The sequence below is a fragment of the Spiroplasma endosymbiont of Halictus nicosiae genome (assembly GCF_978018445.1).
In genome coordinates this window covers 2,371,058-2,392,888 of sequence record NZ_OZ389573.1, presented here as the reverse complement: position 1 = coordinate 2,392,888, position 21,831 = coordinate 2,371,058, and the positions used below count along the sequence as shown (strand labels likewise).

Here is a 21,831-nt window from a genome sequence, read left to right as displayed (position 1 = left end):
TAATGTTTTTGTTTTAATTGTTTTGTTTAAATCTTGTTTTGTTTTGAGTTGTTTATATGCTTGAAATATACTAGTCCATTACCTAACAAACTAGTAACCGCACTATCTTCTAGCGTATTTAACAATTTATATTTATTAAAGTTATTTTTAAATTGTTCTTGCATTTTTAATATCTTAGCAATTGTCCGATATATTTTAAAACTATCTTTTACTACTCGCTGATAAACAAGTGGGGCAAAAGAAACTAAATTAAACAAACTTGTTTTTTTAAATCCCCAACCAATAAACCACTCACTCTTCATGTAGAATTTAAACGGTTCAGGAGCCAAAACAAACTGTTCTGCTTTGATTAAAGTTGTCATAACGACAATAGGGACATATTTAGGATTTTTATAATATATTGTTAAAGCAACTTCACACACAACTGATAAAGGAACAATTTTAACTGCTAAAAAACATCAGAACCATAAGCAAAAGGTAATAATTGACCTTTTTTAATAGCCTTAGTTTCAAATTTAGATAATATTTTTTTAGTTTTATCAGTAATTTTACTAATTACTTTTTGTTTAATAGTAATTATTTGTTTTTCAATTGGGGCTAATAATTTTTTAGTTACTTTTTGAATATAAAAATTTGAGTTTAAATGATTTAAAATTTTATTTAATTTAATTGGTGTTTGATGAAAAATATTTAATAATTTATTATTATATATTTTACTGCCCCGCATTAAATTAGCATTTAATATTAGGTTTTTGCCAACACCTTTTTATGAAGATTACTCATTATATTATATCACTCATTAGTATTAATTTTGCTTATTTTATCAATATTTAATCCATATTCAGACAATCATTTATTAGCATTTATTTCATTTATGCGTGGTATTTTTTGAACTAATGTAGGACTTATTTTTTGAATATTTTTTTCAATTTTTAATAAATTATTAATTGTTTCTAATTTAGAAACTTTAAAACCCTTATAAAAATCATTTCGGGCTAATTTTCCAATTGTATATAATAAAGTTTCATTATTAGCTTGTTTTGTAAAATCAAATATTAATTTATCAGATAAAATCTTTTTACCTCTAACTTGTCTTGCAACATCTTCTAAATTATTAGCAGTTATTACACTTAATTTTTCAAGTAGTTTAGTTTCTTTCGCTAATTTTAAAATTTTAGTTGTTCGAGCAGCACGCGTTAATTTTCCAATACCACCAATTGCTGGTAGCAAATTTAAGGCAGTACTTTTTACTGTCACTTCTGATGTTAATTTATCGTATATTTGATTTACGGCAAAATCGGTTGCTGTTTCTACTCCAAATGAGATAAATGCTGCGGCAAAATTAGATAATCCCGCACCAAGACCAACAGCCGAAGCAATACCACCAGTTAAAACTGATAAACCAAGAGCTAAAACTTGAATTCCTAAAAATTCTAATAACTGTAAACCAAAATTTTTTTCTTGTTGTTGGATTGAAAATCTAGTTGGATTTTTTTAACAGCATAAATAAGGGCTGTTTTTTTTGTTCCAATTGGCATATATATTAAACGAAAAAATACTATTTTTTAGTACTATTAAGAATTTTTAATTTTAACATCAACCGGATTTGTTTGACCAGTAGCGTTGTTTTTTCCTTCAATTTGAACTTCAACAGTTTTATCATTTGTAATATTAATTGGTCAGTCTTCACCTTTACTTTCAATAAAGTAATCAAAATCACTTTCAGTTAAAGAACTATTTACTGCTTTTACTGCTTTTAAAACAACATCTTTAAATTGTGGTTTTAACTGTTCGGCTGTTGCTTTTGTTGGGTCTGTAACATGAATATTTGGTTTATCTATTTTATTAATATTAATTTTTGCAACAATATGTTTAATAATTCCCTTAGGTTCAACTACTGCCCCACCTAAATATAAAACTCTTTCCATAATCAAAGTATTACCCATTCCAGTACCCAATGCAGCTGCACCAACTCTTAATGGAGTATGGTCTTTTTTGTGTAAGATAAGAGAATCATATTTTTTACTAAATTTAAAGGCAATTGCATTAACACCATCTGGTAATAGAGTAATTGTTCCTTCTGAACCATATTTATTAATAATTGGTAATTTTTAGGAACCATATAATATGTTGTTCCTTCAACAGTTTTCATTGCTCCGCTTGTTTCAATTACATTATTTATTTGGTCATTTGCTCCAAGTTGTAACTGTAATTTATTACGAATTCCACGAATAAAATCAGCCGAATCCAAGATAACTGTTTCTGAAGGGGTAAATCCATTTTCATATATTTTATCCATAATTTCATCGTGAATTTGTAAAACATTAGTATCATCTGCTTTTTGGCCTTGAATGGTTGTAACTACTCCTTTATTAATAATTTCTAAAATTTTATTACGTTTATAAGCAACCTCAGTATCCATTGCTTGTTCAATATCATCAGTCCAAAGATTAGGGTTAAAATCACTTTCTACAGGGTCTAATTTACGAGCAAAAGTTAAAATTGTATCTAATTCAACAATTCCATCATCAAATTCTACTTCTGAATAATTTAATAATTTATCATCAGTATTAAATACTTTCCCATCTTTACCAGAACCTTCATTATATTTAATATTTTTCTTTCTTTTATATGCTAAATTAAATTTACTTGCATCTTTTCATGCAAATAATGCTTCTCAACTAAATTTTTGTTGATAAGTTTGTAAATATCATTGTTCAAATGTTTCTCGATCTCGTTTTGTTGCTTGATTAGCAATATCTCCGAAAATTCTTTGTGGGTTTTGTGCCATAATTTACTTCCTTCTTTCTATTTATTAAATACATTGTCTGTATCTAAAATATTGTTTTCTTTGTTTTCTACTTTTGGTACGCCACCAGTATTAACTGTTTGTACCTTAATTAATTCATCATAAACACTTTGCAATTGTGTTTTAATGATTTCAATATCATCAGTAATATCATAAGATTTTAATAAAACATTTTTAAATTCTTTATTATCAGTTAAAGAATTAATAAAGTCAATTACTTCAATTTGCTTTAATTGAATTGTTTCTTGTTCAATTTGTGAAGTTAATTCAGTATTTTTTGTTTGTAGTTCGTTGATTTGCTGATTACTATTTTCTAAATTAATTGCATTAAATTCTTCAACTTCAGCAGTATTTTCTAAAATAATTTCAGCAGTTTTAATATCTAAACTACCATCTTCATTTTTGATAGGTTCACTATTTTCATTAATAAGAACATATTTTACATTTTTTAATGCCATTGTTTTTCCTCCTATTTTTTAATATTTGTATTTGTTCTTTTTCTAATCGCTTTTTGTATAATTTCAAAACTGTCTACTCTAAAAGACAAAAAATAGCGTTTAGTTTTTATATTTAACTGATTAAATACTGAGCCTTTAATTTTTATCTCATCATCTTTTTTTAATTTCAAAAACTAAGTTAAAATAGATGGGTTATATATTGATAATGTTGAGTAATTTAATCTTTCTCACTGACATTTAGCCGAACAAGCATCAACTTCAACACCACCAGCAACCAGTGCCTTAATCTTAGTTTTAATCGGATTTTCATGTAATCTAACAGTTAATTCTAACTTATTAACTTTTTTATTTTTTATTTTAGGTTTATTAGTTATTGATTTTTTAGGTAAATTACTTTTTGTTTGTGCCATTTTTATCAACTCCTTTTGCTAAAAATACTGTAAATGTTTTCAAGCATCGTGTTCGTGCTCTGACATTTTAATATTTCCTTTATAAATATAATTTTTCTTAATGACTGGTGATTGTAAAATATATTTTAAATTAAATAGATATTTGCATAAAAATTTTAAAGCACCAATAAATTTAGGAGTAGATAATGGATTTTTTATTTTTAAACCCTTATGAAGTTGATAATCTTCAATTATTACAATAACTTTATTTAAATAAGAACAAATTTTATTTTTAAACTCATTTAATATTAAATACATATTATTTATTGCTTCTTCTTCATTTTTGGAATTAAAAGTAATATTATTAATTATTTTCTTTTGCAAAACATTATAAATAATAATACCAGTTTGTCCAATTCCAGCAGGGTCAATTGCAATAATATATTTTAATTTATTTGTTTTATTTTTTTGTCAATTTGTAATATTTTTCATCCATAGTATGCTAAATCTAAAATATCGTTAATTTTATAATATTGCATATATGAAACAATAACATCTCACTTGTCTTTAAATAAATTTAAGTACATTTTGGCTCATTCTAAACATTGCAAATCATAATGCTTTTTATGATGTGAAATACGACAATTAATAGGTTGACAATTAACTCAATCAAATGATGTTGTTATTTCATTTCAAGTTTTATTAATATATTTACTTTTATATTCTGTCATTTATCTATACTCCTTAATTCTTTTTATTTGTTTCTCAAATTTCATCATTAATATCATTTACTGTTACCAAATAAGCTTGTATCATTAATTCTTGTAATTTATTTTTAATTTTTTTATTTCATTTTTTCATCAAATATTTTCCTTTCTGTAAAAACATAATATTCCTTTATTGGTTAATATTTTGATATTTAGTAAATAATTTATTTTAATATTTAATTACTTCGCCGCCCGCTCACCTTCAAAGTGGAGCGGGGGGGGATAGGATATTTTGATAGAGTTTACCCCCATACGGAAATAAACAAAAAACAGTTTACCCAGTTATTAATTACGCTTGATCCATCCCTACACAACTTTATATAAAGAAAATAACCTTTTGGAGTTCCAACCCTCTTGTTTTTTTAGTGTCCGATATTGTTTTTTTCAGTTTAACAACACTCTTTTTATGAAAACGAGCCAAAAAACACATGCTCTAACATTTCGCAAGTGATTAATCTTGCCGAGAATTAAAGAAATAAATAGGAGTAGTAAATCCAATCGCTTTCACACTTTCTTTAAGGCTTCGTGCCATAGATGAGTTATCCATCTTTAAGCATCAAAAAATATTAAGTTTTAAAGATTGAATTTTGGATTAATCGTTAGATAGTATCTTTATTTTTTTATCTCATTATCTTTTTTAATTCTTTGTTTACTAAATATATTTTTAGTAATTATATTTAATAATTAACTAACAACTAAATAAAACAATTATTCAAAATTTTTTAAGAAAAGAAAGAATGGATTTTTCTGAAAAAACATATTTTATTAAGTGTAAAAGATACTATCTAACGATTAATCCAATAAATATAAATATTTTTTACAAAATAAAAAGCACTTTATTTTTTTCAATAAAGTGTTATATTTGCATTTACAATTTACAAAAAAATAAAATTAATTTTTATCAAATTATTTGTAATTTAAACAAATATTTTAAAAAATAATTTGACAAAATATTTTTTATTTTTATTTTTAATATAATAAATTTTTTTATATAATATAATTAATATAACGTTATTTTAATAACTGAGTAAGATTATTAATCATTTCTGTTAATTTTGTAATTAAGCCATTATAAACATTAGCATCAGTATAATCAATTCCGATATCTTTTAAAATTGCTAATGGTTCTTTACGACCACCTTGTTTTAAAAAATTTAGTAAATATTCTGGATGGCCATTAATGACATCATTATAAAGTTTAAATGAAGCAACAATACAAGTTGCATATTTATAAACATAATATGGTGAATGAAAGAAATGTAAAATTCGTGGTCAACTATATGTCTTTTGTTGTAACTCATGTTTATCAAAAACAGTATAACCAAATTCATTAGCTTTTTGATCAAAAAGATTTGCTAATTTATCAGCATCTAATGGCTCATTATTTTCAACCATTTTATGCGCAGATCATTCAAAATCAGCAAAATGAATTTGACGAAAGAAAGTTGCGATAATTTCATCAATTCGATTTTGTAATAAATAAATTTTTTCTTCTTTACTTTCAGCATATTTATATAAACAATCAAATAATAAGTGCTCATTAACTGTTGAAGCAACTTCTGCTAAAATAATTGGATAACTATTTAATGGATATTTATTATTTAAATCTGCTAATAATGTGTGAACAGAATGACCGGCTTCATGTGCTAATGTATTAACTGAACCAATTGTATCATCTCAATTCATTAAAATAATTGGTTCAATTCCTGAACCACCAGATGAATAAGCACCACTACGTTTATTAGTATCTTCAAAGTAATCAATGCGATGATCACTTCAAACTAACTCTAATTGGGTTAAATATTCATTTCCTAATGGTTGTAGGGATTCACGTATCATTTTTTTTGCATCTTCAACAGTATATTTCTTATCTAATGATGCAATGTTTTTAACTAACTTCAAACTACGATCAGTTAGATAAAACTTTTTAAATTTAAAATGTTTTTTTAATAACTCATTATATTGAACAAATAAATGACTATTTTCACGACCATATTTAATTAAACTTGCATAAATTTCTTCAGATACATCATCATTATTTAATGATGCTTGTAAAGTATTTTTATAACCACGTAAGCGAACAGATTCAACACTATGTTGAATGATTCCCTCATAAATTCGTGCAAAAGAATGTTTTTTATCAACTAAATGTTCAGAAAACAATTGTGCTGTTTTAATTCGAAATTCTTGTTCACCTAATGGATCAGATTTCTCCATAATTTCACTATATACAGTATTTGTTAATTCTGTTTTTGTTCCTTGATAATCAATAAAAGTTGGCTTTTTATCAGCATATGCTAATAAATCATACAATTCATAAGCTACACTTCGTGACCGTGTTATTAAAGCTAAAATTTCTTCATCACGTTCTGATAAAATATATTTTGCATTTTTAAAAAACTTACGATAACTATATTGATATGCACTTAATGCAGAATCTTCTTTAATTCATGTCATAATTGTTTTTTCACCAATTGCTTTTAATTCGGGAGCAACAAAAGCTAATTGACTTGAAATTTGATTTAAAGTATTTGAATAAGTTCCTGCTAATTCTTGATATGATAAATCAGTTGTATTAATATCACCCATATGTAAATATTGTCCCATTTTATTTGCAATTAAATCAATTTCTTCATCTAAAAAAATATATTTTTTAAAAACAGCCATTTGATTTAATTTTCCTTTAAAGGTGATAATTTCTTCTAATTTTTTTACAATTTTTGCTAAATCTTTTTTCCATGCTTCATGATTGGAATATAAATGATTGAAATCTCATTTATATTGTGCTGGTGCTTCATTTCGTTTCATTCTTTTCTCCTCTTTCTTTTAAATTTACCTTTTTATATTATAACGTAAAACAAAATATTTTTATTGTTATTCTAGATAATGTTATAATATTGTGTATATAATTATCTATATAGAAAGAAGGAATTTTACAATGGTATTATTAAATGACAAAAAACAAGATTTAACACTAAAAGCAATTTTTAAGGGTGATGAAATTAACCCATTAGTTGTCCCAAAAAACGGTGCAACAACTTTAATTTCAGAAGAAAAAACAATTTATGCTTATTTCGAAAAAGCATTAACTTTTAAAAATGTTGAAGATTTTAGCCAAAATTTTATAAAAACAATTAAATATAGTTTAAATATTGATGTTAACACTTTCAAAAAAGGTGCTGAAGTAAATACTCATATTTTTAAAGCACTAGCAGAAGGAACATTATATGCTTTAAATGATAATTATAATTTAAAAACAGATAAAAAAGAAAAATCAGTTTATACAATTAATTTAATACATAACTGTGACAAGGCACCTACTATTTTTAAAGAAATTCAAATTAAAATGGAATTTGTTAATTTTGCTCGTATGTTACAAGATACACCACCAAATTTAATGTATCCAGAAGTTTTTGCTGAAAAAATTACAACAATGGCAAAAGGAATCCCAAATTTAAAAGTAACAGTTTTAGATAAAAAAGAAATTGAAAAAGAAAAAATGGGTTTACTTTTAGCTGTTAATGCGGGAAGCTATTTAGAACCCCGAGTTGTTATCTTAGAATATCTAGGTGATAGTAATAAAAAAGAAAAAGTTGGCTTAATAGGAAAGGGAATTACCTTTGATAGTGGTGGATATAACTTAAAGCCATCAACAGCATTAACTGGAATGAAATTTGATATGTCAGGAGCAGCTATTGTTTGCTCAACAGTATTAGCTTTAGCAAAAGCACAAGTTAAAACAAATATTGCTGCGGTGGCTTGTTTAACAGAAAATCGAATTGGAGGAAAAGCAACTTTAACTGAATCAGTTATTACATCAATGAACGGAAAAACTGTTCAAATTGATAATACTGATGCTGAAGGAAGATTAGTTCTAGCTGATGGTATTACTTATGCTATACGTAAATTAAATGTGGATAAATTAATTGAAGCCTCAACATTAACTGGTGCAATTCTAGTAGCTTTAGGAAAATGATTAACTGGTGTTTTTGCTAATAATGATGCATGATATGAACAATTTGCACAAGCAGCTTCTAAAGCTCATGAAGGAATTTGAAGAATGCCAATTTTAGAAGAACATACTGCTGTAATGCGTAAAACACCAATTGCTGATCTAACAAATGCTGAAAGTTCACGCTTTGCTGGTAGTTCAACTGCTGCTGCCTTTTTATGTGAATTTGTAGAAGAAAAACCATATATTCATTTAGACATTGCTGGGACAGCGGATACTAAAGATGGGCGTGGAACTGGAGTAATGATTAAAACATTATTTGAATTATTTAAAAAATAATTTTAAACATCTTGTAAAAGCAATATGTTTTTTTATTTTGCATTAAAAATAGATTTACTAAAAGTAAATCTATAATCATCGCTTAAAAATTTTAATATATAAATCTTTGACTCCTTCACTCATTATACATTGCGGGTAATGGTACTAAACTTAGTTTTGGCCCTAATGATGTAAATGGTAAGGTCATTCCAATCAAAATGACGGCAATGCTGGATAGCAATAATTGCCATAATGGCATTGATTGAAAGAATGGAATTTTTCTTGTTCGATACATTTGAACAATTAAGGTTTGGGTCACTAATCCTTCAATAAATCAACCTGTTTGAAATAAAGTAATTTGTTCAGCTGTGATGTGTTGTTGATTGGCAAGAACCCCAAAATAATAGTCCATAACAACAAAAGTTAAAATATCAAAAATTGAGGAGACAGGTCCATTAACAAAAACAAACGGTAAAATATCCTTTGTTGTTCAAGTTTGTGGTTTTGATAAAAAGTCTACATAAACCTTATCAAATGCTACTGCCAATTGGGATATATCATATAATAAATTTTGAAATAGAATTTGAATTGGCATCATTGGTTGAAATAATAATCATGCTGAAGCAATTAAAATACTCAGAACATTTCCAAAGTTAGAGGCTATTGTAATCTTAATACATTTTAAAATATTTCCAAAAATTTGTCGTCCCTGAATAATTCACTTTTCCATAACTAATAAGGGCTTTTCTAATAAAATAATATCTGATGCTTCTTTTGCAATATCTCTTGATAATGCAACATCGCTTTTGCGTAAAACAGGTGCATCATTAATTCCATCACCCATGAAACCGACAACATGTTGATTTTGTTTTAAAGCTGTAATAATTTTTGCTTTTTGTAATGGATTTAATTTAACAAAAATATTATTTTGTTCAACAACATCACGGAGTTCAAATTCACTTAATTTTTCAATATAATCGCGAGTTATAACACCACGAATTTTTAAATGAACTCGATCACAAATTGCTCTTGTGACTTGTTCATTATCACCCGTTAAAATTTTTAATTGTACTCCATTTTTTCGCAATAATTGAATCATTTTTGCTGCAGAAGGTTTTGGTTTATCAAGAAAAGAAACAAAACCATAAAAAATTAAATTTTTCTCATCTTTTGTTGAATAATAAGTATCGGCATCATGACCATGGTTATATGCTAATCCTTTATATTCAATTCTTGTACAATTTTTAATAATTTCTTCAATTGCCCCTTTACAGATTAAAGTGTGATGCTTGTCTTTGCCTGAAACAACAACCGTTAATTTACGCCGATTAAAATCAAAGAGGATTTCATCAATTTTTTGATAATCATCCTTAAAACTAGATAAATGATGATTATCAATATAATGAATAATTGCTTTATTTAAAGGATTTTTTAATCCCGTTTGAAAATAACTATTTAAATATAAATATGTTAATAAACGATCATCTTTTTTATTATCTAATAACTGATAATCAACCAATTCAATTTTATCATTTGTTAAAGTTCCTGTTTTATCTGTACACAAAACATTAATTGCCCCTAAATTTTGAATTGCTTCTAATTTTTTAACAACTACTTTGGCTTTATTCATTCGACTGGCACCACAAGCAAGATTAGAAGTCACAATCATTGGTAACATTTCTGGAGTTAAACCAACAGCAACTGAAATAGCAAATAATAAAGCAGATAACCAATTATTTTTTGTAATTCCATTGATAAAAAAACAATGGGAACCATTACAAACATAAATAATAATAGTAATCAAGTCGTTCTTTTAATTCCACGATTAAAACTATTCTTTGGTGGTTTAACTTGTAATGTTTTTGAAATTGTCGCATAATATATTTCTGTTCCCACACCAATAACAACTGCAATTGCACTACCTGAAACAACACTTGTTCCCGTATAACAAATATTTTCTAACTCTAGTAAACTTGCTTTATGACGGTTATAACTAGCATGTTTTTCAAGAGGGAACGACTCACCGGTTAAATTGGATTGATTAATAAAAAGTTCATTACTTCATAATATTCGAACATCAGCAGGAACCATATCCCCACTTGATAAATAAATTAAATCATCGGGTACTAATTCATGAATTTCTAATTCTTTTGCTTCTCGAATTAAACTAGTATTATTTTTAACTGATACTTCAGAAATTTTTTATCATCTTCTAATCGAATTACTGTAATTGTGTTACTAACTAAATCTGTTAGTTTTTTTGTCACGAAAAAACTGCGGATATCTTGAACATATGCAATTGTAGTACTAATAATAATCATAATAACAATAATAATCACTCCAATAACTTCAAAACTATCGCGACCTAAAGTAAAATAACTAATTATATTATAGGTCGCAATTAAAGCCAAAACAATATTATTAAAAGTATTTAACAATACTTTTAAAAAATGTTTAAATCAATGAAATTTCATTTTTTCTTGTGAATTATCACCATATTTTTACCCATTTCTTCTGCTTCATCATAAGTTAAACCAAAATTTTTAAGTTCAAAATGTTCTAAAATTTCGCTTTGAGAAAACTGGGAAATTTGTTTAATCTCATCAGTTTTTAAAAAACCAATTTCTTTTTTTCGCCCTGTAAATTGTAAATGCAAATGTAGCACTTTATTGAAAAAGAATAAAGTGCTTTTTATTTTGTAAAAAATACTTATATTTATTGGATTAATCGTTAGATAGTATCTTTTATACTTAATAAAATATGTTTTTTCAGAAAAATCCATCCTTTCTTTTCTTAAAAAATTTTGAATAATTGTTTTATTAAGTTGTTAGTTAATTGTTAAATATAATTACTAAAAAATATATTTAATAAATAAAGAATTAAAAAAGATAATGAGATAAAAAAATAAAAATACTATCTAACGATTAATCCAAAATTCAATCTTTAAAACTTAATATTTTTTGATGCTTAAAGATGGATAACTCATCTATGGCACAAAGCCTCAAAGAAAGTGTGAAAGCGATTGGATTTACTACTACTATTTATTTCTTTAATTCTCGGCAAGATTAATCACTTGCGAAATGTTAGAGCATGTGTTTTTTGGCTTGTTTTCATAAAAAGAGTGTTGTTAAACCCAAAAACTATATTGGACACTAAAAAACAAGAGGGTTGGAACTCCAAAAGGTTATTTTCTTTATATAAAGTTGTGTAGGGATGGATCAAGCGTAATTAATAACTGGGTAAACTGTTTTTTGTTTATTTCCGTATGGGGGTAAACTCTATCAAAATATCCTATCCGCCCCCGCCCACCTTCAAAGTGGAGCCGGCGGCGAAGTAATTAAATATTAAAATAAATTATTTACTAAATATCAAAATATTAACCAATAAAGGAATATTATATTTTTTTACAGAAAGAAAAATATTTGATGAAAAAATGAAATAAAAAAATTAAAAATAAATTACAAAAATTAATGATACAAGCTTATCTGGTAACAGTAAATGATATTAATGATGAAATTTGAACAACAAATAAAAAGAATTAAGGAGTATAGATAAATGACAGAATATAAAAGTAAATATATTAATAAAACTTGAAATGAAATAACAACATCATTTGATTGAGTTAATTGTCAACCTATTAATTGTCGTATTTCACATCATAAAAAGCATTATGATTTGCAATGTTTAGAATGAGCCAAAATGTACTTAAATTTATTTAAAGACAAGTGAGATGTTATTGTTTCATATATGCAATATTATAAAATTAACGATATTTTAGATTTAGCATCCGATGGATGAAAAATATTACAAATTGACAAAAAAATAAAACAAATAAATTAAAATATATTATTGCAATTGACCTGCTGGAATTGGACAAACTTGTATTATTATTTATAATGTTTTGCAAAAGAAAATAATTAATAATATTACTTTTAATTCCAAAAATGAAAAAGAAGTAATAAATAATATGTATTTAATATTAAATGAGTTTAAAAATAAAATTTGTTCTTATTTAAATAAAGTTATTGTAATAATTGAAGATTATCAACTTCATAAGGGTTTAAAAATAAAAAATCCATTATCTACTCCTAAATTTATTGGTGGTTTAAAAGTTTTATGCAAATATCTATTTAATTTAAAATATATTTTACAATCACCAGTCATTAAGAAAAATTATATTTATAAAGGAAATATTAAAATGTCAGAACACGAACACGATGCTTGAAAACATTTACAGTATTTTTTAGCAAAAGGAGTAGAAAAAAATGGCACAAACAAAAAGTAATTTACCTAAAAAATCAATAACTAATAAACCTAAAATAAAAAATAAAAAAGTTAATAAGTTAGAATTAACTGTTAGATTACATGAAAATCCGATTAAAACTAAGATTAAGGCACTGGTTTCTGGTGGTTTTGAAGTTGATGCTTGTTCAGCTAAATGTCAGTGAGAAAGATTAAATTACTCAACATTATCAATATATAACCCATCTATTTTAACTGAGTTTTTGAAATTAAAAAAAGATGATGAGATAAAAATTAAAGGCTCAGTATTTAATCAGTTAAATATAAAAACTAAACGCTATTTTTTGTCTTTTAGAGTAGACAGTTTTGAAATTATACAAAAAGCGATTAGAAAAAGAACAAATACAAATATTAAAAAATAGGAGGAAAAACAATGGCATTAAAAAATGTAAAATATGTTCTTATTAATGAAAATAGTGAACCTATTAAAAATTAAGATGGTAGTTTAGATATTAAAACTGCTGAAATTATTTTAGAAAATACTGCTGAAGTTGAAGAATTTAATGCAATTAATTTAGAAAATAGTAATCAGCAAACCAACGAACTACAAACAAAAAATACTGAATTAACTTCACAAATTGAACAAGAAACAATTCAATTAAAGCAAATTGAAGTAATTGACTTTATTAATTCTTTAACTGATAATTAAGAATTTAAAAATGTTTTATTAAAGTCTTATTATATTACTGATGATATTGAAATCATTAAAACACAATTGCAAAGTGTTTATGATGAATTAATTAAGGTACAAACAGTTAATACTGGGGGCGTACCAAAAGTAGAAAACAAAGAAAACAATATTTTAGATACAGACAATGTATTTAATAAATAGAAAGAAGGAAGTAAATTATGGCACAAAACCCACAAATAATTTTCGGAGATATTGCTAATCAAGCAACAAAACGAGATCAAGAAACATTTGAACAATGATATTTACAAACTTATCAACAAAAATTTAGTTGAGAAGCATTATTTGCATGAAAAGATGCAAGTAAATTTAGTTTATCATATAAAAGAAAGAAAAATATTAAATATAATGAAGGTTTTGGTAAAGATGAGAAAGTATTTAATACTGATGATAAATTATTAAATTATTCAGAAGTAGAATTTGATGATGGAATTGTTGAATTAGATACAATTTTAACTTTTGCTCGTAAATTAGACCCTGTAGAAAGTGATTTTGACCCTAATCTTTGGGCTGCTGATATTGAACAAGCAATGGATACTGAGGTTGCTTATAAACGTAATAAAATTTTAGAAATTATTAATAAAGGAGTAGTTACAACCATTCAAGGCCAAAAAGCAGATGATACTAATGTTTTACAAATTCACGATGAAATTATGAATAAAATATATGAAAATGGATTTACCCCTTCAGAAACAGTTGTTTTAGGTTCGGCTGATTTTATTCGTGGAATTCGTAATAAATTACAGTTACAACTTGGAGCAAATGACCAAATAAACAATGTAATTGAAACAAGCGGAGCAATGAAAACTGTTGAAGAAACAACATATTATATGGTTCCTAAAAAATTACCAATTATTAATAAAAATGGTACAGAAGGAACAATTACTCTTTTACCAGATGGTGTTAATGCAATTGCCTTTAAATTTAGTAAAAAATATGACCCTCTTATCTTACACAAAAAAGACCATACTCCATTAAGAGTTGGTGCAGCTGCATTGGGTGCTGGAATGGGTAATACTTTGATTATGGAAAGAGTTTTATATTTAGGTGGAGCACTGGTTGAACCAAAAGGAATTATTAAACATATTGTTTCAAAAATTGATATTAGTAAAATTAATAAAATAAATAAACCAAATATTCATGTTACAGACCCAACAAAAGCAACAGCAGAACAGTTAAAATCACAATTTAAAGATGTTGTTTTAAAAGCAGTAAAAGCAGTAAATAGTTCTTTAACTGAAAGTGATTTTGATTACTTTATTGAAAGTAAAGGTGAAGACTGACCAATTAATATTACAAATGATAAAACTGTTGAAGTTCAAATTGAAGGTAAAAACAACGCTACTGGTCAAACAAATCCGATTGATGTTAAAATTAAAAATTCTTAATAGTACTAAAAAATAGTACTTTTTCGTTTGATAAATGATATGCCAATTGGAAGATCTAAAACAGCCCTTATTTATGCTGTTAAAAAAATCCAACTAGATTGTCAATCCAACAACAAGAAAAAAGTTTTGGTTTACAGTTATTAGAATTTTTAGGAATTCAAGTTTTAGCACTTGGTTTATCAGTTTTAACTGGTGGTATTGCTTCGGCTGTTGGTCTTAGTGCGGGATTATCTAATTTTGCCGCAGCATTTATCTCATTTGAAGTAGAAACAGCAACCGATTTTGCCGTAAATCAAATATACGATAAATTAACATCAGAAGTGACAGTAAAAAGTACTGCCTTAAATTTGCTACCAGCAATTGGTGGTATTGGAAAATTAACGCATGCTGCTCGAAGAACTAAAATTTTAAAATTAGCGAAAGAAACTAAACTACTTGAAAAATTAGGTGTAATAACTGCTAATAATTTAAAAGATGTTGTAAGACAAGTTAGAGGTAAAAAGATTTTATCTGATAAATTAATATTTGATTTTACAAAACAAGCTAATAATGAAACTTTATTATATACAATTTGAAAATTAGCTTGAAATGATTTTTATAAGGGTTTTAAAGTTTCTAAATTAGAAACAATTAATAATTTATTAAAAATTGAAAAAAATATTCAAAAAATAAGTCCTACATTAGTTCAAAAAATACCACGCATAAATGAAATAAATGCTAATAAATGATTGTTTGAATATGGATTAAATATTGATAAAATAAGCAAAATTAATACTAATAAGTGATATAACATAATGACTAATCTTCATAAAAAGGTGTTGGTAAAAACCTAATATTAAATGCTAATTTAATACGGGGCAGTAAAATATATAATAATAAATTATTAAATATTTTTCATTAAACACCAATTAAATTAAATAAAATTTTAAATTATTTAAACCCAAATTTTTATATTCAAAAAGTAACTAAAAAATTATTAGCCCCAATTGAAAAACAAATAATTACTATTAAACAAAAAGTAATTAGTAAAATTACTGATAAAACTAAAAAAATATTATCTAAATTTGAAACTAAGGCTATTAAAAAAGGTCAATTATTACCTTTTGCTTATGGTTCTGATTTTTTTTAGCAGTTAAAATTGTTCCTTTATCAGTTGTGGATGAAGTTGCTTTAACAATATATTATAAAAATCCTAAATATGTCCCTATTGTCATTATGACAACTTTAATCAAAGCAGAAGAGTTTGTTTTGGCTCCTGAACCGTTTAAATTCTATATGAACAGTGAGTGGTTTATTGGTTGGGGATTTAAAAAAACAAGTTTGTTTAATTTAGTTTCTTTTGCCCCACTTGTTTATCAGCAAGTAGTAAAAGATAGTTTTAAAATATATCGGACAATTGCTAAGATATTAAAAATGCAAGAACAATTTAAAAATAACTTTAATAAAGATAAATTGTTAAATACGCTAGAAGATAGTGCGGTTACTAGTTTGTTAGGTAATGGACTAGTATTTCAAGCATATAAACAACTCAGAACAAAACAAGATTTAAACAAAACAATTAAAACAAAAACATTACTAAATAGTAAAAAATTTATATTAAAGAAAATATATTCTAAAAAAAGTAAATGATAAGGAGATGATTAAATGTTAAATGAATTATGACAAAATGTTACTTTGGAAAATTATAATAATTTTATTCCAATGACAGGTAAAATTGCACAAGTTCCAGTTCGTTATAATAAGTTTTTTAAAGGTGATGGTAGAATTATGATTTAAAATATTTGCTTTAAGAGCCCAAAATATGATTAATTCTTACTTAAACTATCCATTTTCAAAACTAAAGTTTGAAACATTTAAAGATCAATTATTAAAGAAAATTTGTATTAATATGGTGTTTATTACGATTGAGCATTGAACATTTAACCGCATTCCAATTGAATTTTTTACTTCGGCAAATATGAGTGTTGGTGATATTAATTATTCATCGCAAAATGACCCTATGATTACTTGACAAGGTCTATTGCCTGCATATGCAAAATCATTGGCTAATTTAACAACTTTAAAGAAAATGTTTCGTACTTTTCAAGAAGAAGGTATTGATTTAACAATGATTGATTTAAAAGCATATTATACTCAATTAGAAGTTGATGCTTTAATAGAAAAAGAAAAAACTAAGATTGACAATAAAACTATTGTTAAAAATAACAATAATGAAATAAATGTTCCCTTTGATAATGATACTATTTTTTATGATAAAACTAATAAAGTTTGGAAATCTAATACTGCTAATATTATTAATCCAGATTCTATAATGAAAACATTAAATCATAATGATTTTGTTATTACTAAGGATGGTAATAATAAAGGTAAAATATCTGTAACAAACGGTTACAATGATGAATTAGCAATTGATGATCCAACTAGTGGCGGTGAGTTTGTTAATTATATGAGAACACGACAAATTGGAATTAAATTAATGCCTACTCAAAGTGGTAAAGCGAATGCTTCATTTAATCAAAAAACAGGTGAATTAGAAATTTGAGACCCTTCATTTAAAAATAATGATATAACTGTTAACTTTGAAATTGTTAAAAAAAGTACAACATCAGAATTAAAAATAATTGATGACACATTACCAACTACAAAATATATTAATGAACATTATCAAATTAAAAGTAGTGATTGAGAAATTGTAGATATTACTGATTGAACTCCTAATGTTAGTGAATATCAAATAAAAGATTGAGATAAAAATAAATATAAATATAAAGTATGAGTTAATAATCAATTTTTAAATAGTTTTTATTTATCAACTTATAAAGTATTTACAGGAAATATATCAAGTGGAATAACAACTACTGGTAATGAAAATCAAATTTCACAATTAAGAAATAATGGAAAAATTATAATATATTCAAAAAATGCTGCTGCTAAAATGACTAAATTATATATTGAAAGAAAAAAGTAAGTTAGAAAGGAGATTATTTTATGCCAAAAGTAAATATTAAAGATGTAATTATGTTTTTAAAAATCTTTGGAGTTTCATCATTGTTTTTTATCGCAGGAATTATTATTTGTTTTATAGGAGAAAAAACATTAGGTATTTCTTGACCAGCATATGTTATTGTTTCAGCAATGCTTATCGGAGCTGGAATTATAGTTTTAATTATTGAAACAATTAGATTTATCAAAACACATAACAAAAAACAAAAAGAAGATAGTATTGAAGATGTTATTAAAAAAGAAGATACAAAATAAAGAGGTGATATAAATGGGATTATTACCAGCAAAAAAGAAATTAAAAAAAGAATATGATATTGATAGTTATTATCTTAATTTAGCATCAACGATTACTAATCGTAAAAATGTTACTGTTCAAAAACATAATGAGATTTTAGAAAAAATAATTTGTGAAGATAATGCTAATTTTTTAAATCCGCGAGATTTAGAAATTAGCATTTATAATCCACTTACTAATCAACAAACAAACTCTAAATTAATTAATATCTTTTTAAAAATGCAAGATTTCACTAATAAGAATTGATATAACGAATATAAAATCAATAAATATGGTAAGGGTGCTTATTTTATTTTTGCTAATAATTTAAAACTTAATTTTATTACTATTGATTTTTACAATGACCAATATGATGAATTAGGTAATTTAGTATCTTGTACTTTTGATTATGACCCTTATATTAAAAATGACCAGAGTATTTTTATTACTGAAAAATTAGAAATTGATGCTGTAACTAAACAAGTAAAAATTATTAGAAAGTTAAAAACACGATTATACAGTACTATTACCGACTTATATATTGATGATGCTAAATGAAATAACTATACAACATTACAAAAAAAAAAAAAATATTACCACTTAATTTTATTCCAATTGAAATTATTCCTAATAACCCTAATTTTGAGCCTTCTGCTCGTTATGATAAACAATTTGCTAGTATTTTAGATATTATTGCTGAAAAGATAATGTTAGATCCATTATTAAATAGTGGTAAATTTACTATTAATACTAACGGAGTTACTGGTGTGGTTGAGCAAGAAATTAGTAAAATGCTGGCATCATTTATTGAAAATGACTTGTTATTAGTTGAAGGAGACCTGATAGTAATTTTCAACCAGTAGACTATATTGCTGGTAATTTTAAAGGTGAACAATTAACTAAAATATATGATTGATTATTAACAAATTACTATAAAATAAATCGACATCATGTTCCCGCCATTGCTACGGGAGCACAACAAACTCAGGCAGAAGTTGCTGGTGTAAATATTCAAACAAAAGCATCATACGAACAAATGATATATATTAGAGAAATTAAATTAACTGAATTTATTATTAAGTTAATTAAATATGATAATGCTATTTTAAACAGTAGAACATTCAATATTAAAAATATTGATGAGTTAATTGTTGATGTTTGCTTACCAGTTAATGCTACTTTAAACAGACAATTAAAAAACAACGAAACTATTATTAATATACCTAATGAAAAAGGAGAACAAGAATAATGTTTAAACCATCAGAGAAAATGTTAGCACAATTAGCAGAAAATGATGAACCAATTGACTATTCAATTGATAGTATTCCTTTAGATTTTGCTAATCAATCACAATAAGCGACCCTGATTTAGAACAATTATTTAGTGAAGACCGCGCAAGAACCTTATATATTTATAAAATTAATAATCAATATCTTGTGTTAAGACAAAGCAAAAACCAATCTTAAACTACTCTTAAAATAGCGTTAAAATAGGTTTTATTGACAAAGATGAATATATTAAAATAACTGGTTATGAAATTAGTGATTTTAATTTTAAATTACAAATTCAACAAAATACCACAACCCAAGATAATAGCACAAGTTATGTAATGATTAATGAAAAAGATATTTTAATTAATAATATTTCAAAACAAGACAAAGAATTTTTAGAAGCATTAGACTTAAAAATAGTATCTATTAATGAACCAATTAGTGAAGAAAATAAAAATGAATGCTATATTATCGAAGAATATAAACGACCTTATACACCCGATGGTGTTAATATTATTAAATCTATGCATTTAGTTAAAATAACTAATTTTAAGTGAAAAAACAAAAATAGTATTCATTTAGTTTTACAAAAATCATTGCCCGAAGATACAGTATTTACTGGGATTGAAATTAAATACCCTAAATCTATGTTATTTGGAAATATTAAATGCTGAGGCAATGTAAATGGTGTTTATTCTTATCCATCATCAATAGTTGAAAATGCTAGTTTAGTACCTTTATTATCAATGCCAATTGAAACAAACCCTAATGTAAGAATATTTCAGTATTAATTTACTGAAAGTTTTTTACCATGAAGTATAGCCAAAAACTATATTCAAGGAAAAGATATTTTAGATTTAATAAATAAAAATGGTTTAGAAAAAGTTTTATTAAATTATTTAACTTATCGTTATAATTATGATCGAAAATTTCAAGGGGCAAAATACGATGAAAAAGGTAATCCTACTAATAAAGCGGCTGAATTACGCCAAAAATTTGAAGGACAAAAACCCGAAGATGTAATTGATGGTTTATTTAAAAATTGAAAATTAGATAATCCTACCCTTATTAAGGGTAATGTTGTCAAAATATTTAAACAAATTATCTATATGCTTTCAAATTACACATATAGCAAATACGCAATTAATAAAGGTTATAATGATGATATTAAATTATTTTCTCCGTATTATTTTGAATTAATGTCTAATCCAACAGAACAAGAAGTTGAATATTGGGAATTTAAAAATTGTTTATTGCAATTAAAATCATTATATTTTGATTTTACTGGTGGTCCTACTCCTCCACCACCAAAAAATTATTGAAAAGAAGTTTATCCAAATGTCAACCCGCTTAATAATGTTGATAATAAATATTATTTTGTTGTGTGGCGTGGAAATAAAAATGATAATTGAGAAATTAATAAGTTTAAAAATGATACTTATTTATCGGATGGACAAAATAAGAATATAGAATTAAAAAATAATTATCAATTATATTTATATAAGGCTCCTTTTTTCCAATAGATTTAGTAATTAATAAAATTAATAATCCAGTTGCTATTACTCAATGAAGAACAGATAAAAATAAAACTTATTTTAAATTTATTTATCGTTGGGATGGAAATATATTAGAACCTAATACACCAATTATTGACACAAAAACCGGACAAATTATAGATTAAAATTTACAAAATAAAAATAATATCAACAAAAATAGTGAAATTAAAGTAACTGTTAAAAACAATGATATTTCAGAAAACCCCATTTATCAATTAGAAACAAATTATTTTAACTGATTATCAATAACAAATGAATTAGAAACAAACAATATCCCATCACTTATTCCTGCTGAAATTAAATTATCAGATGGAGAATATGGGAAATATTAAACAAATTTAATTATTTCTAATGACAAAATAGAAGACTATTTAAACTATTTTTCTCAATGATATAGATTACTTTATTCAAAAGCAGTTTGAATGAGTATGACTAAAAATTTAGTTGAAGATAACATTAAAATAACTTATGACGAAAAACTATTTATTTTAAATCAAATTGAAATATCAGGTATTTGAAGTTATGGGGATTATGGTATTAAAATCTTTACAGAAAAAGAAGAAATTAATATTAATAATTTACAATTATTTAATAAAAATAATGAAAAATTATCATTAATTACATTAGAAATATAAAAAGTCATTTATTGAAAATGA

At 25.1% G+C, this 21,831-nt stretch carries 31 protein-coding genes; 16 read left to right on the top strand and 15 right to left on the bottom strand.

Going from position 1 to position 21,831, the window contains the following annotated elements; translation table 4 throughout:
• Positions 1–26 precede the first annotated feature (26 nt).
• The 11 genes from ACZ91P_RS16205 to pepF all read right to left on the bottom strand — a co-directional run bounded on the left by ACZ91P_RS16205 (position 27) and on the right by pepF (position 7,231).
• On the bottom strand, positions 27–422 hold the full coding sequence (locus ACZ91P_RS16205; protein WP_465157325.1) for a hypothetical protein: 396 nt from the start codon (positions 420–422) through the stop codon (positions 27–29).
• Positions 423–448: 26 nt separating this feature from the next.
• Entirely contained in the window at positions 449–727 is a 279-nt protein-coding gene (locus tag ACZ91P_RS16200; RefSeq protein ID WP_465157324.1) for a hypothetical protein, read from the bottom strand.
• Positions 728–744: 17 nt separating this feature from the next.
• The gene (locus tag ACZ91P_RS16195; protein ID WP_465157323.1) at positions 745–1,257 is read right to left on the bottom strand and encodes a hypothetical protein; all 513 of its coding nucleotides are present in this window, start codon (positions 1,255–1,257) and stop codon (positions 745–747) included.
• A gap of 317 nt (positions 1,258–1,574) precedes the next feature.
• Positions 1,575–1,958: a hypothetical protein gene (locus ACZ91P_RS16190; RefSeq protein ID WP_465157322.1), complete on the bottom strand. Its 384-nt coding sequence runs from the start codon at positions 1,956–1,958 to the stop codon at positions 1,575–1,577.
• 17 nt (positions 1,959–1,975) lie between these two features.
• Positions 1,976–2,791, bottom strand: a complete 816-nt coding sequence (locus ACZ91P_RS16185) for a hypothetical protein (RefSeq protein WP_465157321.1) — start codon at positions 2,789–2,791, stop codon at positions 1,976–1,978.
• Positions 2,792–2,808: 17 nt separating this feature from the next.
• Positions 2,809–3,267: a hypothetical protein gene (locus ACZ91P_RS16180; protein ID WP_465157320.1), complete on the bottom strand. Its 459-nt coding sequence runs from the start codon at positions 3,265–3,267 to the stop codon at positions 2,809–2,811.
• 11 nt (positions 3,268–3,278) lie between these two features.
• Entirely contained in the window at positions 3,279–3,437 is a 159-nt protein-coding gene (locus ACZ91P_RS16175; RefSeq protein WP_338989005.1) for a hypothetical protein, read from the bottom strand.
• Between the two features lie 3 nt (positions 3,438–3,440).
• Positions 3,441–3,677, bottom strand: coding sequence for a hypothetical protein (locus ACZ91P_RS16170; RefSeq protein ID WP_465157319.1), 237 nt, complete (start codon positions 3,675–3,677; stop codon positions 3,441–3,443).
• An 18-nt stretch (positions 3,678–3,695) separates the two neighbouring features.
• Positions 3,696–4,148, bottom strand: coding sequence for a hypothetical protein (locus tag ACZ91P_RS16165; RefSeq protein WP_465157318.1), 453 nt, complete (start codon positions 4,146–4,148; stop codon positions 3,696–3,698).
• A complete protein-coding gene (locus ACZ91P_RS16160; RefSeq protein WP_465157317.1) occupies positions 4,103–4,387 on the bottom strand; it encodes a hypothetical protein in 285 nt (94 codons plus the stop codon). Before ACZ91P_RS16160 ends, ACZ91P_RS16165 begins: the two co-directional genes overlap by 46 nt.
• A 1,047-nt stretch (positions 4,388–5,434) precedes the next feature.
• Positions 5,435–7,231 carry an oligoendopeptidase F gene (gene pepF, locus ACZ91P_RS16155; protein WP_465157316.1) on the bottom strand — a complete coding sequence of 599 codons (1,797 nt, stop codon included), beginning with the start codon at positions 7,229–7,231 and terminating at the stop codon, positions 5,435–5,437.
• Between the two features lie 130 nt (positions 7,232–7,361).
• Between pepF and ACZ91P_RS16150 the strand changes: the two genes are divergently transcribed.
• Positions 7,362–8,714 (top strand): M17 family metallopeptidase, encoded by a 1,353-nt coding sequence (locus ACZ91P_RS16150; RefSeq protein WP_465157315.1) that lies wholly within the window; start codon positions 7,362–7,364, stop codon positions 8,712–8,714.
• A gap of 91 nt (positions 8,715–8,805) precedes the next feature.
• Here the strand turns inward: ACZ91P_RS16150 and ACZ91P_RS16145 are convergent, their stop codons facing one another.
• From ACZ91P_RS16145 to ACZ91P_RS16130, 4 genes are read right to left on the bottom strand one after another with little or no spacing between them, the layout of a single operon-like run.
• Entirely contained in the window at positions 8,806–10,497 is a 1,692-nt protein-coding gene (locus ACZ91P_RS16145; protein ID WP_465157314.1) for an HAD-IC family P-type ATPase, read from the bottom strand.
• Positions 10,380–10,799, bottom strand: a complete 420-nt coding sequence (locus tag ACZ91P_RS16140) for a P-type ATPase actuator domain-containing protein (protein ID WP_465159030.1) — start codon at positions 10,797–10,799, stop codon at positions 10,380–10,382. Before ACZ91P_RS16140 ends, ACZ91P_RS16145 begins: the two co-directional genes overlap by 118 nt.
• A 56-nt stretch (positions 10,800–10,855) precedes the next feature.
• Positions 10,856–11,131 carry a hypothetical protein gene (locus ACZ91P_RS16135; protein ID WP_465157313.1) on the bottom strand — a complete coding sequence of 92 codons (276 nt, stop codon included), beginning with the start codon at positions 11,129–11,131 and terminating at the stop codon, positions 10,856–10,858.
• A 5-nt stretch (positions 11,132–11,136) separates the two neighbouring features.
• Complete coding sequence (locus ACZ91P_RS16130) at positions 11,137–11,475, bottom strand: hypothetical protein (RefSeq protein WP_465157312.1); 339 nt, start codon at positions 11,473–11,475, stop codon at positions 11,137–11,139.
• 773 nt (positions 11,476–12,248) lie between these two features.
• On the opposite strand from ACZ91P_RS16130, the gene ACZ91P_RS16125 reads away from it, so the two are divergent.
• The 15 genes from ACZ91P_RS16125 (at position 12,249) to ACZ91P_RS16055 (ending at position 21,810) form a co-directional block, all read left to right on the top strand.
• Positions 12,249–12,533: a hypothetical protein gene (locus ACZ91P_RS16125; RefSeq protein WP_338988664.1), complete on the top strand. Its 285-nt coding sequence runs from the start codon at positions 12,249–12,251 to the stop codon at positions 12,531–12,533.
• Between the two features lie 61 nt (positions 12,534–12,594).
• Complete coding sequence (locus ACZ91P_RS16120) at positions 12,595–12,978, top strand: hypothetical protein (protein ID WP_465156547.1); 384 nt, start codon at positions 12,595–12,597, stop codon at positions 12,976–12,978.
• On the top strand, positions 12,959–13,357 hold the full coding sequence (locus ACZ91P_RS16115; protein WP_465156549.1) for a hypothetical protein: 399 nt from the start codon (positions 12,959–12,961) through the stop codon (positions 13,355–13,357). The genes ACZ91P_RS16120 and ACZ91P_RS16115 overlap by 20 nt, the downstream gene beginning before the upstream one ends.
• Positions 13,358–13,844: 487 nt before the next feature.
• Entirely contained in the window at positions 13,845–15,071 is a 1,227-nt protein-coding gene (locus ACZ91P_RS16110) for a hypothetical protein (protein WP_465157311.1), read from the top strand.
• Between the two features lie 98 nt (positions 15,072–15,169).
• The gene (locus tag ACZ91P_RS16105) at positions 15,170–15,904 is read left to right on the top strand and encodes a hypothetical protein (protein WP_465157310.1); all 735 of its coding nucleotides are present in this window, start codon (positions 15,170–15,172) and stop codon (positions 15,902–15,904) included.
• Positions 15,905–16,226: 322 nt separating this feature from the next.
• Positions 16,227–16,703, top strand: a complete 477-nt coding sequence (locus tag ACZ91P_RS16100) for a hypothetical protein (protein WP_465157309.1) — start codon at positions 16,227–16,229, stop codon at positions 16,701–16,703.
• A 12-nt stretch (positions 16,704–16,715) separates the two neighbouring features.
• On the top strand, positions 16,716–16,847 hold the full coding sequence (locus ACZ91P_RS16095; RefSeq protein ID WP_465157308.1) for a hypothetical protein: 132 nt from the start codon (positions 16,716–16,718) through the stop codon (positions 16,845–16,847).
• On the top strand, positions 16,825–18,039 hold the full coding sequence (locus ACZ91P_RS16090) for a hypothetical protein (RefSeq protein WP_465157307.1): 1,215 nt from the start codon (positions 16,825–16,827) through the stop codon (positions 18,037–18,039). The genes ACZ91P_RS16095 and ACZ91P_RS16090 overlap by 23 nt, the downstream gene beginning before the upstream one ends.
• A gap of 20 nt (positions 18,040–18,059) precedes the next feature.
• Positions 18,060–18,329, top strand: coding sequence for a hypothetical protein (locus ACZ91P_RS16085; RefSeq protein ID WP_338992729.1), 270 nt, complete (start codon positions 18,060–18,062; stop codon positions 18,327–18,329).
• A gap of 13 nt (positions 18,330–18,342) precedes the next feature.
• Positions 18,343–19,035 (top strand): hypothetical protein, encoded by a 693-nt coding sequence (locus tag ACZ91P_RS16080; protein ID WP_465157306.1) that lies wholly within the window; start codon positions 18,343–18,345, stop codon positions 19,033–19,035.
• 20 nt (positions 19,036–19,055) lie between these two features.
• Positions 19,056–19,211, top strand: a complete 156-nt coding sequence (locus ACZ91P_RS16075) for a hypothetical protein (RefSeq protein ID WP_465157305.1) — start codon at positions 19,056–19,058, stop codon at positions 19,209–19,211.
• Positions 19,212–19,384: 173 nt separating this feature from the next.
• Entirely contained in the window at positions 19,385–19,597 is a 213-nt protein-coding gene (locus tag ACZ91P_RS16070) for a hypothetical protein (protein ID WP_465157304.1), read from the top strand.
• 360 nt (positions 19,598–19,957) lie between these two features.
• Positions 19,958–20,410: a hypothetical protein gene (locus tag ACZ91P_RS16065; protein ID WP_465157303.1), complete on the top strand. Its 453-nt coding sequence runs from the start codon at positions 19,958–19,960 to the stop codon at positions 20,408–20,410.
• 318 nt (positions 20,411–20,728) lie between these two features.
• Positions 20,729–21,142: a hypothetical protein gene (locus tag ACZ91P_RS16060; RefSeq protein ID WP_465157302.1), complete on the top strand. Its 414-nt coding sequence runs from the start codon at positions 20,729–20,731 to the stop codon at positions 21,140–21,142.
• 461 nt (positions 21,143–21,603) lie between these two features.
• Entirely contained in the window at positions 21,604–21,810 is a 207-nt protein-coding gene (locus ACZ91P_RS16055) for a hypothetical protein (RefSeq protein ID WP_465157301.1), read from the top strand.
• The last annotated feature ends 21 nt before the right edge of the window (positions 21,811–21,831 follow it).